Origin of the sequence: Komarekiella delphini-convector SJRDD-AB1, assembly GCF_014831675.1 — a bacterium.
Classification (GTDB): Bacteria; Cyanobacteriota; Cyanobacteriia; order Cyanobacteriales; family Nostocaceae; genus Komarekiella.
Genome location: NZ_VJXY01000047.1, coordinates 45,594 through 59,042, shown reverse-complemented (window position 1 = coordinate 59,042; position 13,449 = coordinate 45,594). Strand labels below are relative to the sequence as shown.

General features: G+C 40.0%; 14 protein-coding genes and 3 pseudogenes. All 17 read left to right on the top strand.

Annotation, left to right across the window (positions count from 1 at the left end; all coding sequences use genetic code 11):
- A pseudogene (locus tag FNW02_RS40225) lies at window positions 1-164 on the top strand (IS1 family transposase); the annotation flags it as partial.
- Window positions 109-450: an endonuclease gene (locus FNW02_RS29435; protein WP_191760989.1), complete on the top strand. Its 342-nt coding sequence runs from the start codon at window positions 109-111 to the stop codon at window positions 448-450. The pseudogene FNW02_RS40225 and the gene FNW02_RS29435, both read left to right, overlap by 56 nt.
- Before the next feature lie 57 nt (window positions 451-507).
- Window positions 508-999, top strand: coding sequence for a hypothetical protein (locus tag FNW02_RS39030; RefSeq protein WP_225225989.1), 492 nt, complete (start codon window positions 508-510; stop codon window positions 997-999).
- 69 nt (window positions 1,000-1,068) lie between these two features.
- Complete coding sequence (locus tag FNW02_RS39025; RefSeq protein WP_225225988.1) at window positions 1,069-1,281, top strand: hypothetical protein; 213 nt, start codon at window positions 1,069-1,071, stop codon at window positions 1,279-1,281.
- A gap of 452 nt (window positions 1,282-1,733) precedes the next feature.
- Window positions 1,734-3,117: pseudogene (locus FNW02_RS29425) on the top strand (IS701 family transposase).
- 64 nt (window positions 3,118-3,181) lie between these two features.
- A complete protein-coding gene (locus FNW02_RS29420; protein ID WP_191760988.1) occupies window positions 3,182-3,394 on the top strand; it encodes a hypothetical protein in 213 nt (70 codons plus the stop codon).
- A 142-nt stretch (window positions 3,395-3,536) separates the two neighbouring features.
- Window positions 3,537-3,914: a hypothetical protein gene (locus FNW02_RS39020; protein WP_225225987.1), complete on the top strand. Its 378-nt coding sequence runs from the start codon at window positions 3,537-3,539 to the stop codon at window positions 3,912-3,914.
- Window positions 3,915-3,947: 33 nt separating this feature from the next.
- Window positions 3,948-4,337, top strand: coding sequence for a hypothetical protein (locus FNW02_RS39015; RefSeq protein WP_225225986.1), 390 nt, complete (start codon window positions 3,948-3,950; stop codon window positions 4,335-4,337).
- A gap of 902 nt (window positions 4,338-5,239) precedes the next feature.
- Entirely contained in the window at window positions 5,240-5,557 is a 318-nt protein-coding gene (locus tag FNW02_RS29410; RefSeq protein WP_191760987.1) for a hypothetical protein, read from the top strand.
- Window position 5,558: 1 nt separating this feature from the next.
- Window positions 5,559-7,445: a CHASE2 domain-containing protein gene (locus FNW02_RS29405; protein WP_191760986.1), complete on the top strand. Its 1,887-nt coding sequence runs from the start codon at window positions 5,559-5,561 to the stop codon at window positions 7,443-7,445.
- Window positions 7,446-7,967: 522 nt separating this feature from the next.
- Window positions 7,968-8,342, top strand: a complete 375-nt coding sequence (locus FNW02_RS29400) for a hypothetical protein (RefSeq protein WP_191760985.1) — start codon at window positions 7,968-7,970, stop codon at window positions 8,340-8,342.
- Window positions 8,343-8,360: 18 nt separating this feature from the next.
- Window positions 8,361-9,188 (top strand): FecR family protein, encoded by an 828-nt coding sequence (locus tag FNW02_RS29395; protein ID WP_191760984.1) that lies wholly within the window; start codon window positions 8,361-8,363, stop codon window positions 9,186-9,188.
- Window positions 9,189-9,627: 439 nt separating this feature from the next.
- Entirely contained in the window at window positions 9,628-9,819 is a 192-nt protein-coding gene (locus FNW02_RS39010; protein WP_225225985.1) for a hypothetical protein, read from the top strand.
- Between the two features lie 164 nt (window positions 9,820-9,983).
- Window positions 9,984-10,973, top strand: a complete 990-nt coding sequence (locus FNW02_RS29385; RefSeq protein ID WP_191760983.1) for an alpha/beta hydrolase — start codon at window positions 9,984-9,986, stop codon at window positions 10,971-10,973.
- A 49-nt stretch (window positions 10,974-11,022) separates the two neighbouring features.
- Window positions 11,023-11,151 (top strand): annotated as a pseudogene (locus tag FNW02_RS29380) (HU family DNA-binding protein); the annotation flags it as partial.
- Between the two features lie 602 nt (window positions 11,152-11,753).
- The gene (locus tag FNW02_RS29375) at window positions 11,754-11,981 is read left to right on the top strand and encodes a hypothetical protein (RefSeq protein WP_162394059.1); all 228 of its coding nucleotides are present in this window, start codon (window positions 11,754-11,756) and stop codon (window positions 11,979-11,981) included.
- Window positions 11,982-12,165: 184 nt separating this feature from the next.
- Window positions 12,166-13,446 carry an LbetaH domain-containing protein gene (locus FNW02_RS29370; RefSeq protein WP_191760982.1) on the top strand — a complete coding sequence of 427 codons (1,281 nt, stop codon included), beginning with the start codon at window positions 12,166-12,168 and terminating at the stop codon, window positions 13,444-13,446.
- Window positions 13,447-13,449: the final 3 nt, after the last annotated feature.

Below are 13,449 nucleotides of genomic sequence, written 5' to 3'. Positions count from 1 at the left end.
GCCGTTTAAGGCATTACCTTGCTCGACTACATCGGAGAACTTTTTGTTACTCTAAAACCGAAGAAATGCTTAAGCATTCTATTCGATTGGTAATATATTATCTTAATTATGGCTCAGTGGCGCTGCGGGCGCTATGCGCCCGCAAGCTTAAGACGATCACATGATTCATATTTTGGTTCAGCAACGCCGAAGTTTGAGCCTTCAGCAGGAAAAGGAGCAGTAGCCTGTGCAACCTTGTATTTCTTACTGCGTTATCCAGGAGAAATTAGCCACAGCGAGTTTGAAGAGAGTCGGCTTAGAACCTTGTTAAACTGGCATGAAAATGAGCCACCCACTAAGTATGAAAAACACAGAAATATGGCTATCTTTGAGAAGCAAGGAAACCGGAATCCACTAATTGACTTTCCAGATTGGGCAGATAGGATTGAATGGCGATTAGGTCTTGGCTAACACTTAAATTACCAAGCAGCTAACAGTTAAAGATGAAATATTCAAAGGAATACTATAGTGTCAAACAAAATTGCAGTAGCTGTTATACATGGCATTGGTAAAGCCAGTCCTAAATTTAAAAACAAAGATAATCCTGAGAAGTTTGCTGGAGGCATAGCACGAAAGCTGAAGTCTCAGGTTTCAGAACTGTTAGGAGAAGATGAACAACAAATAGATTCAAAGTTAGAGATTGAAGTTATATACTGGGCCCCCATTCTTCAAAATCTTGAGGATGAGCTATCAAGAAGACTAGAGCTTAAAAAACTCAGCAATCCCTGGGGTCTACGTGATTTTATTATTCATTCTTTCGCAGATAGTATTGGCTACCAAATTACTCCTAAACATAGAGAGATATATGATCAAGTACATCAAGTGATTGCTGACACTTTGAAAGAATTAGCTCAAAAAGCTGGCAGCAAAGCTCAACTATGCATTATTGGGCATAGTCTTGGTTCAGTTATAACAAGTAACTATGTTTGGGATCTCCAAAACGAGGTTATGCGGATATAAGTTGGCAACACTTCTTTAGAAGAAAGGGAAACATTAGCACTGTATTACACACTCGGTAGCCAAATTGCTTTGTGGAGACTACGTTTCACTGATTTTGGTACACCAATTACAATTCCTTCTCCTAAACTTTCAAACCATTATCCAAACTTAAAAGGTGAATGGATTAACTTTTATGACAGAGACGATGTTCTTGGATTTCCTATTAAGGCAATAAATGAAGAGTACAAAGCAGCTGTTAAAGAAGATGTAGAAGTCAATTCTGGCAACATCCTCACGAACTGAACACCTTTCTCACACAATGGGTATTGGACTGATGACGAAGTTACTAAGCCGATTGCTATGACTCTAGCTAGAATGTGGAAAAGTATAAACCCTACTTAATAAAAAAGAGAATTGGCTTCCCCCAGAACTATGTAGTAGACAAACACATACTACGACTGTATTATATATAAGTCTTAATTACAAATACTACAAGCCTTTGATGATAACTAGATTCTCCTCGACTATTAGTAGCGTGATGCATTGCCGACCCAGTGAGGGTTTGGGCAGAGTAATCGCGCTGTTTGCGTTTGAGGAAATGTATCATTTTAGCGGCGGTAAATTGCAGCGTGAAAGTATTTTGAGAGCAATTGCCGGATGGCTGAATCTAGACCAACTTATCCCTCTTCTGTCACTTTCCGAGTATTCTGAATAAAAGGATTAGAAGAAAAAACTCTCTTTAGGCAAGTAGGGCAATGGATGTAGAATTACAAATCCTCAAACATTTACGTCGAGATGCCCACCCGACAGTAGGAGTCATAGATGAATATTGTCAGGAGTACAGAGACATATTCAAAGAAGTAAGAAATTATGAGTGCTTGAAATATTTCCATTTAGGAATAATCTCAACGCTCAAAAGAAAATCATTACCAGAAATAGCGCTCATTTGTAAGCATAAACTCCGCCCAATCATTACATCATTTTATCGCCAATTCAGAGTGGTCAGTAAAGAAGTTAAGAAGTCGAAGATTAGAGAAAATCAGGAGAGAATTAGATGGAAAAGCAATTACCGTAGTCATCGATGAAACAGGAGATAGGAAAAAAGGTAAAAAAACTGATTACGTAGCCAGACAATATTTAGGAAGTGTGGGGAAAATAGATAATGGGATAGTTTCAGTCAATGCCTACGGAGTATACGATAACATAACATTCCCGCTACTGTTCAAAGTATTCAAACCGCAAGGGACGCTAAAAGCAGAAGACAAATATAAGACAAAGATAGAATTAGCGACAGAAATAATTACAGAATTAATAGATTTGGGCTTTAATATTGAATTAGTATTGGCAGACAGTTTATATGGTGAGCAGCGCGTTGGGCGGCTTTGCCGACTTGAAGCGACTGCGAACCCGAAGGGTGAGAGTAGCCAATTTATAAGAAAGTTAGCAGCATATAACTTAGTTTATGTGGTAGCGATTAGAAGTAATCATGCAGTCTGGTTGCCAGCCAATCAGAAGGTTAGGGCGAATAAGTGGTGTAAATTTACCAGAACATTTAGTAGCCAGAACTCAGAGACTAGATACATTAGAGAAATAATTTATGGTAAGCGAAGAGATATAACTTACTGGGAATTAACTACAGACCCAGAAACAATGCCAGAGAATTCTACTTCTTTTGTCATGACCAATATTCAAGGAAAGCTCAAGAAAACTTTCGGCGACCTTTATGGATTAAGAACGTGGGTAGAATATGGTTTTCGCCAGTGTAAACAGGAATTAGGTTGGACAGATTATCGGTTTACTGATTTTCAGCATGTTGAGAGATGGTGGGAAATTATTTTTTGTGTTTATACCATGATTAGTTTACACTCTCCAGCGTTTGTATCCTTAAGTCAATCTCATCAAATTCCACTTGACAGACCAGAAAACAGTTCAGTTGATTTCACTGTGCATCAGCAATGGAATCATCAAACCGGGTGGAAGAATACTCTCAATAATCTGCGCTTAATTGTCCAACCACTTTTACTCTTTTGGTTGATTTATCCCTGGCTTGATGTTTTCCCCAATTCCAATTTGTTGCTCGGATTTAACCAACTTATTAGTGCTATGAATGGCTTCAAATCCTTTTATTCCTCTGCATAATTTATTGTATTTACTGCTTGTTGATTTCGGAGAGTGACAGAAGAGGGATAAACGCATATATAACGTGAACGAGTGTAGTGAAACTTCTACAAAAGAACAAATTGACTACTATATTTCAGGGGAAGTAGAAGATTTATTGAGAAATATGGAATATATCCAGGAACAAAAGCAGCAGTTAGCGACTGAAATCAGCATATTAATAGGGTATTCCACCAAAATCCTTGCCCTGAAGCCCAGAACTGCAATTTTTGAGTATTCATCAACACCGGAGGACTGATGAGTTATATCTAAGTTTATCAGCCTATGGAGGAGTGTTAACCCGTAATACCGTTTCTTTGTGAAGCTGCGCCAATGAGACGCTCCGCGTTGGCGAAGCCTTTCGCAGAGAAGGTATACTTGGCGTACTTGGCGGTTCGTTTTTGATTTATATAGTTGAGCGCATCTTTATACAGAATTGGTATAAGGCATTAACGGTTTTTTGGGAAGCAGGAATCCGGCATATTGAACTGGCTATTGGCCCTCGACCTGATGCTGATGCAGTACAAGCGATATTAGATTTTAGACAACTGGGAATAGTCTATCGAGCGCATCATGCTTTTGTTTGGAGCGATCGCCATCATCCTTTTAACCTAGCGCAGCCGCAAGATTGGAACTACTTTCAGAGATTGACGGACTACTTAGCAAGTATGAATATTACAGCTTACTCAGTGCATGGAGGGAATTTTCCAAGTACAGCTAATCGTGACCAAGCATACGCAACATTTCTCAAAAACGTTCATTTTCTTCACCAACTTTGACTAGCGCGAGGCATAACTCTTGGTGTAGAAACAATGTATCCTACACTCCCAAATATTACTGTTGAAAACCTTTTGGACAATGCTTCTGAAGTTGCCCAATTTTGCCAAGATGCTCCTCAAGTTAAGATAGTTATTGACTTGGCACATCTCAATATTTGGCATCATAAAAGTGGAGTAGCTTTGAATCAATGGTTGGGACTTTCACCAGAGAGGCTTTTAGAAATTCACATCTCAGACAATGATGGACGGCAGGATACCCACTCTCGTATTACAAGTGATACTTGGTGGTTATCACATATTACCCAATTTCCAGATGGAGTTCCGATAGTGCTAGAGAGCAGATTAAATCGATTGCCCTTTTCTGTGGTGCAGCAAGAGTACGAGCGTATCGCTGCTTTAATAGAACAAGTAATAGTAGATTAGTTAGTCGGAAAAGCAGAGCGATGCAAAGTATCAAGTTATATTCTCATATTGGAGCTGATGGCATCTTACACCTTGATATTCCAGTAGGGATAACGTGAATGACTTTAGTTGCACTGTGAGAACTTAGGGTGGAGAACTGACGGTTGGATTGAAGCATCTTAAGTCGTTCAACTATCTGCCGCAGGAGTATCAGCAGGTGCAGATGATCTGCGATCGCACATAATTCCGAAATCGCTTAATGCACTAGTTGTAGTAATTATCAGACAAGCAACCATAATGAACTTATATAACTAAACCACGGGGACATACCTCAACTCGAACCCGGTCATAATAGCTAGGTTTTTGAGTTTTAACGATAGTGTAACTGTGCTTCTTGCTTGACTGATGTTATTATGCGATCGCTTGTCTTTCGCCACCATATATAGTACATTTGTATTAGTAAAACGGCTTAGAGAAAGCCACAGTCCCCGCCGATTAAGTACGGGGATTTTGTTTTATTGGTAGGGATAATGAAGTGCGTAGAGATATAGCGACGAGTCAAGAGCGATCGCATCGCACTCCCCTAACAACTTTTACTCTAAAAATTCAAGTTCAACATCACTTGAAAAAAATCTCCTTCACTCAAGCAGTAAATTTTACTATAAAAACACATTTTAAGGATATTCACTGTTATAAGGCGCTATTTCGCATAGTTAATATGTAGCAAATAATATAGCAATATGGAGGCGATGTTGGAAGAGATGGGCGCTCAAGGGCAGGATTTTTTGGTTAAGTATTTGTCGAATTAGTTTCTGGCTCAGTTTTGGTATGAGTGTTCACTGGCTCAAAATCTGTGTAGGCGAATATCTAATTTTCCTATTCCTGGGTACAAAAACAATGAAAATTATTAAGGGAGAGTAGTTATGAATAAACATCGACTCCTCGAAATTTCAGAAAATATATCAATCTTTACTGTTCTAGCTGGCTCTACCATAGTGATTGCTAGTGGACAAATAATCTATGCTACCGTACCAATGGCTTTGGCAATTCTGCTTAATTTAATTAGACGCTCTCAATTTGAAAAACAGCTATACCAGCGAGTTCAGAAAAATAACAACGAAACATATCAGCAAATATTAAATGATATTCAATTTCTAACAACATTAGCAATATCCTCGCTAGAAGCACGGGGTTTTAGACTCAATTTTTCGACAAATGCATCTCTGACGAGACTCTCATAAAATGGCTTTAAATTTCCAGGTACAATCTCTAAGAAATACTTATAAATCCCTTAAAAACTCTATCTTAGAAAAATATCCACTTTTTCCTGGGATGCTGACTACATTCTTATCAGTTAGTTTATGGCAGGTAAGTGCTTGGAATAGTTTGGAATTATTAGGATTTAATTTAATATTCCGCACCCGTAACTATCTACCGCATTCTAGTTGGGATCAACGCATAGCAGTAATTGGTATTGACGATCGCACATTACAACAATATGGGCAGTTCCCCTTGTCACGCGATCGCTATATACAATTATTAGAAACACTAGAGGCTACCCCTCCCACAGCGATCGGCTTTGATATTCTTTTTACTGAACCCACAAATTATGATGCTGAACTAGCAGAAGCAATGGCAATTAATGGTACAGTTGTCTTAGCGGTTGCCCCTAGTCTACAGCAACAAACCCTGCATCCTGTGGCAATTTTAGATGGTGTCACTAGCAAAGGACATATAGTTAATAATGCTGATTTTGACGGCATCACTAGACAATTTTTTCTCTACATTGATCGAGTCCCTTCTCTGGGTATTAAGTTACTAGAAACATACAACAATACTGTGCAGCACACCTTCACAGCAAACACAAATAAAAACCAAAAATCCCTAATTACCATTCCATCTCTGCAATCAGGAATGAGCAAAAAATCCGTCTGGATTAACTGGGTAGAACCAACAGAGAAAATCCCCACCTACTCCTTTGCCGATGTTTTACAGAAAAAAATAGATATAGCCAAACTTAAAAACAAAATTGTCTTAGTTGGGTTAACAGCTACTGGTACAAACGATCCTCTCAAAACTCCCTTCCCGCAAACAGTACCCACTTCTGGTATTTATATACACGCCGCAGTCCTGGATAATCTACTCAACCAGCGATTTCTGCGAAGATTACCTTGGCAATTTGAACTTTTGCTACTACTTACTGTCAGTATTACGATAACCATAATACTAACTCCCCAAAAATTTTACCAACGAATTCTGTTATTAGGACTACTACCCCTCATTTGGTTTAGTTTATCAGTATTAGCCCTGGCAACCACTAATCTTTTGTTACCCACTGCTGCACCCATTGGAACTATTCTCTTAGCTGGGTTAAGTGTGCAGTGGCAAGAACAAAGAGAAAAACAACAATTAATGAGTTTATTTGCTAGTCACGTTTCTCAGGATACAGCCAGATTAATCTGGCAAAATCGCACCGAAATTTTCCAAAATGGCCAACTAGATGCCAAAGAAATGGTAGTAACGGTTTTATTTAGCGATATCCGCAGCTTTACCACAATTTCTGAAGGTATGAAACCACGAGAGTTACTCAACTGGTTAAACATTTATTTGGGGGCAATGGCTGAATGTGTTCACAAGCATCATGGAGTAATTGATAAATACATTGGTGATGCCGTTATGGCTGTTTTTGGCATTCCCTTTCCCCACACCCAAGCCGAAGAAATTCAGCAAGATGCCATTAATGCCGTCTCTGCGGCCATAGCTATGCAGGAAAGATTAATACTATTAAATAAAGAACTCGAACAGCTTGGTCAACATCCAATTCAAATTGGTATCGGTATTCATACAGGCTTAGTAGTTGCTGGTAGTATTGGCGGCTCTCAACGATTAGACTATTCTGTATTAGGAGATGCTGTCAATATTGCTGCTCGTTTGGAACAACTTAATAAAAATACGCCAGAAGGTAATCCTAATAACATCTTAGTTAGTGAGACAACACACCAGCTAGTCAAAGATAATTTTGGTACACAAAAATTAAAAGAATTAACATTGCAAGGAAGGCGAAAACTGACGGTGATTTATTCTGTAACTGAGATGAAAAGCCCAATGAATTCAACAGATAAGTATTGAAAAGCGATACTAGAAATTTGAAAATTTTACATTAGTCATATATAGCGGTTCTTCGTTGGGTGCAATATAGTAAAAGCAGTGAGTACAACCATCTCAATAATATCTTTTTTAATGACTGCATTGAGGGCATTTGTAATAGCTTGTCTAACTGTTGATATGTTTTAAGAGCGAGCATTCGCAAAAGCTCTTTGACCAAATAATTACTAATTCGTAATTCGTAATTCGTAATTACTTCGTGTCATAGCCCCGACTGAATTTTTAATTCAGTGGTCTTCAAGAGCGCGAAAAGTTCTGCTCTAGGGTTTCCCTCCGCAGGCAACTTTTCTGTGACAGTGGCGCTTTTTTGCCCCCACTGATGGTAACTACGAATTACGAACTTGTACTGAGTTTCGACTACGCTCAACTGCCGCGCAGTCGAAGTATTATCAATTACGAATTATGTTGACCTTAGACTAACAGTTTTTAATTGGTGAAAAATTAGGAAAATCAGGATATAAATATACCCTAACTATCTAAAAATAAGTGAATAGATATCTAATTGCCGGAATAGTTACAACTATATTATGGAATACCCTGTTATGTAAGGGTTGGACACAACCATCCCCATGTATTTCTCAAAGCTTGCTAGAAGTTAGCAATTCTGTTAATAGTTTCCGACAGAGTGATGTTATCGTCATTGGAAAAGTACCAAATCATCCTTATGTAGTAGTTGTTCCCGGTCAATCAGAGCAGTTATTAAATGTTGTCAGACGCTATGTTACCGACGCATTTTTAGCACAGCATAGGCTTGGTACTTATGTCTATGCTGGAGGATCTGCAAATAGGTATGAAGCGGAATGTTTGTCTTCTGTGTTGAGATCCCACGGTTTAGATGCAAGAGTCGTCTATTTCCATTGAGTAAAGGTAGAAGGTTTTATGAAAGCTTGGTGGGCAGGTTTGATGGTGGTTATGGTAGGGTTAGTTATTGCTTTTCATGCTTTAGCGGCTGATCCACTGAGGGTAAAGAGCGATCAGTGGCTAGAAGTACGCCGCCCCACGGGACAAGTTATTTATTCCCGTGGACAAACATCTCAACCAGTTCACAATGGAATGCGATTAAAATCAGTCGGTGATACCATCACCACTAAACAAGCTTCTAGTGTAGTCTTGGGAATTGATAGAGGTACGGGTTTCGTTAAAGTTGCTGAAAACACAACTATAACCGTACAAAAGCTGGAAACAGGTAATAAAGGCCAACGCATTACAGAATTACAAGTTCTGTCTGGCCAAGTAAACTTACAAGTTCGTCCCCTAACTCATAATGCCTCTCGTGTAGAAATTAAAACCCCGGCTGGAGTTGCTGGAGTCAGAGGAACTGAGTTTGGCGTGAGCGTTCAAAATGACGGAAAAATGGGGGTTGGAACTAAGAAAGGAGCAGTAGCTACCTCTGCTCAAGGACAAACAGTGCTGGTAAAAGCTGGATTTCAAAATCTGACTATCCCAGGACAACCACCCTCAGCAGCAGTTCCTTTGCGAGAAGATACTCGTTTGAATGTTACTCAACTTCTAGCTAGAGATAGACAAGTCCAGATTGTTGGTACTGTTGATCCGGTAAATCTACTGTTAATTAATCAACAGCCTCAAAATGTTAATTCAAATGGCAGGTTTGATATTACTGTTCCTTTACCTTCTAACCGCAAACTAGAAGCTACAGTGTTAACACCGTTAGGGACAAAACAACTATACCAACTGGTAGTTCCTTAAACTGAAGTACAAACTAAACTTCATATATGAATTAGCTTTAAAAGCTTAGAATAAAACAAAATTAATGAGGATAAGTCAGCAATTAGTTATTTGCTGAATCAATTAATCATATTATCTTTTTGTCTGGCTATTTTTGAGCAACAGTTAATATTAGAATTTTTTTGAATTCTGACTATTTAAACTTCTCTAATGTGAAGAAAAATAACCCTCAGTTATACTAGAAAATGTTTATGCAATTCTACCCAATACCTACCAGTTGGGCGAAGTGTACCAGATTCTTGCAAAGGACAATTCAAAACTCAGAGGCAAAGGTGGGTGTTGGGCAATTGTTAGCGCAGTAAACGAGTTTAGTTGCACCGTAAGGGTTTGGGATGACGAGTACACGATTGGGCTGCAACACCTGAAGTCATTCAACTACCTGCCCTAGGAGTGTCAACAGATGCAAAAGATTAGCGATGCCTGCGGCGGGCTACGCCTACGCATTAGTCGAGTGTATTCCGACTCACTGGAGGAGACAGTCAAAAATCTGTTGCAGTCGTTGGGGAAACTGAATCGTCCTTATCTAACTGCTGTGGAAGAGAAATTGTTAAATCTTTTGGAGTCGGAATATGGAGATGGAATAATCCCTTGAACACTTTTTCTGACAAAAAATTGAGTAATTAGCTGTGTAGTTGTACCTTTTAGGTAATCACTTTGAGGCGCTGTGAAACAGTGGAAGCGCTCATTGTCAAGTTAACTGGCTTGACAGTGCCATTTCAACAAATTATCCACCATCTATAAATCCAAGGGGGGCTTATGATTAGTCGAGCAAACTCGCAAGCAGTGAAAGTCGCGGACGATCCGCGTCTTTCCAGGGAAGTGAAGGCGTTTTTGAAATTATTGAATTCAGGAAATGGTTCGCTTTTAGAAACATTACCTCCACTCGAAGCGCGTCAAGTGCTAGTGAATGCACAGGCTGCCGTTAAAGTGGATGTTTCAGGCATTGACGAATCTGAGAAGACGATTACCGCTGACGGTTATCCGATCAAGCTAAACATTGTGCGACCTGAAGGTGTCAAAGGCACATTGCCTGTTTTCATGTTTATTCATGGCGGCGGTTGGGTGCTGGGCGATTATCCAACGCACAAGCGCATGGTTCGCGATCTTGTCGTACTTTCAGGGTTTGTGGCGGTCTTTGTCAATTACACGCGCACGCCAGATGCTCAGTATCCACAAGCGATCAATGAGATTTTTGCCGCGACCAAATGGGTTGCTGAACATGGTGAAGAGATTGGGGTGGACGGCAAAAATCTAGCAGTCGTTGGCAACAGTGTTGGTGGCAACATGACGGCTGTAACCACCTTGATGGCGAAAGCGAAAGGAGGGCCACACATTAAGCTGCAAATCATGATGTGGCCAATCGTAGACGCTGATTTTGAAACGGATTCCTACCATCAATTTGGCGAGAAGCGTTTTCTGACTACACCTTTGATGAAGTGGATGTATGATATGTACATCGCTGACCCAGAAAAGCGCAAAGATATTTATGCTTCTCCCCTACAGGCGACGGTTGAGCAATTGAAAGGATTGCCAACAGCGTTAATTCAAGTTGCAGAAAGCGATATTTTGAGGGATGAAGGCGAAGCCTATGGACGCAAGCTCGATGAAGCAGGAGTCAGCGTAACCACTGTGCGCTATAATGGCATGATTCATGACTTCGGATTATTGAATGCGTTAGCTGAACTGCCAGCAACCCGTTCGCTTTTTATTCAAGCGACGGCTGAACTGAAGAAACATCTGCAATAGGAAACGCTCGTTTCTTTTACTGCTAGTTGCAATTAATCCTCGTTCTTGTTTCGAGCGACGCGAACGCTCTCAGCGCGAGGGACGTAATCTCAAAACCAATGAGCCAATGATTATTCCGGCTACCAAAGTGTCGGTATTTTCTGCTGGGAAGCTGTTCAAAGAAAAAGTAGCGCCATAGATGAATTGCTTTACTACCAGCAATCTAATTACTCCAAAGCTGTAGCGTTCGCCCTTGGCGTTGGCGCAGCCATCGCAGTTCTCAAAACAGGGTATGGCAACGGTAGGGGGAACGTAAGTGTTGAATTGCAAATGTTACATGAGTTAAATCAAATAAGATTACCATATCGATGTCTATTATCTTCTCCAAACTGCTATTTAGCATACAGCTTAAATATCATCCCCCTAAAGATAGAATTGAAATTACTTATTTACTTATACCTATATTGATTATCTTTTACTAGCAGCAATTAATCTAATTTAATTTTAATTCTTTAAGATAGATGATTTTTTTGATTAAATCATCTATTTTTTTAACACAGTTTTTCATTATAAATTTAATACTATTTTTATTATTTCCATAAATTTTTTCAATACCTAAAACTCTAGTGTTAAACAGCAAATAAGATTACAATGAACTGTTAATTGCTGTATGTAGCAATTTGTACTTGATTCAATTTGAAAGTTATTAAGTTAGGTAAATTGAAAAGTTTAAGTACGTCCTGTACCTTTTCGCTTTACCTGACTCAATAAATTTGGCGAACTATTAGGTAACAAGGAATAATGTTGAAACGTCGCGTAATACTAGCTGGTTTAAGTGTACTTAGCTTAACGTTAGCTGTGAGTACTAAAGTATATGGACAGTCCACAACTGGGCCAGATGCTTGGGAAACTGTCTACAATGATGCGGTTGCTGGAGCAACAACGACAATTTCAGTGCCGCTTTTAGGCTTTTTATTATCAGTTGTCTTACAAATATTCTTCAATTTGGCAGGTTTTTGGGGCGGTTAATTCTTTGTCTCATACCTAAAAAGAGTCTCAATAGAGGCTGTTGCAGTGTAATCTTTGGTAATTTCTCAGCCTGCGTAGACGCTCTGCGTCTTGTCGTCAGACATCGCCTCAACATATCTCGCATTCATTAACGCAGATTATCCCATAGCTAAATATTCCATAACCCGTGAGGACTTTTCTTTCTATGTTCAAACCTCGCACAATTTTTAGTGCTTTAACTGCAATTATCCTAGCGTTTGCCATCAGCACACAGATATATATACAACCTGCAGTAGCTGCTGGAGGAACGTGTAATCCAACTGTGGGAAACCTACCTATATGCCCAAGTACCGCACCTTCCGAGTCAGCTAGTTTTGTTGACCCAACAGCAACAATCACCAATCCCACAAATATTACCTTGGGCGAAAAAGTCTACGTTGCTCCATTTGCCGAGTTGAACGCTACTAATGCCCCCATTAGCATTGCAGCAGATTCTAATGCTCAAGACCAAGTGAAAATCACAGCTTCGGGAACAGGAGTGGAGATTGGCGAGCGTGTCATTATGGCACACATGGCCATTGTCAAAGGTGCAGCTAAAATTGGTACTCAAGGTTCCACAGGGCCTTTTACTGACCCAGTTACCAATACTCAGTTTAGCAACACTGTTTCAGAGACTTTTCTCGCCTTCAACTGTGAAATAGATGGTGCAACTATAGAAAGAAACACAGTAGTCAACTTTCTCGCGCGAGTTGGCCCTGGTGTTACCTTACCCGCTGGTAAAGTTGTCCTGCCCGGTAAAAACGTCACAACTAATCTACAAGCTACTAGCGGCAGTTTGGGGAAAGTAGTCAACCTGACACAAGCAGACGTTGCATTAATGGAAGGCATTATTGAAGTTAATGAAGCATTTGCCAAAGGTTACACAGATTTAGCTAGGGCAGACTTGACAAACGTAACTGGAATTAATTATGCTCCCGTCACCTTCTTTAATTCTGGAGATCTGCCGCAGATAGGTGGAAGTCCAACTCGTGATCCGAACTATCGTAACCGCATTATCGGTAATCTTACTTTCCAAGATTCTTTAGCAACACTCAACAACAAACTAGCTAATAGAATTTCGCTGCGTGCTGATGAGGGTGAACCTTTTAATGTTGGACAAATTGCTGGGATGGCAAACGATGTTGTCTTTCACGCATTAGAAACCACTAGTTTGACTCTTGGTAATGGTATTGGTTATGGGCCTCGTGCTCTAGTTCATGGCGGTAGGCAGGTTGTCAATGGTGTTGCTAATGGCCCTGAAACTAGCATAGGTGATGCTGTAGGGCTAGGGCCGAACTCTGTTATATTCCGCGCCAGCATTGGTAACAGATCAGCAATTGGGCAAAGAAGCGCAGTCTTCAACTCTACAGTAGCTCCCAGAACGCATATCCGTTCTCGAACAATCTATGCCGACAACGGCAACCTGATTTTGCCTGTTGAGTGGTAAGCA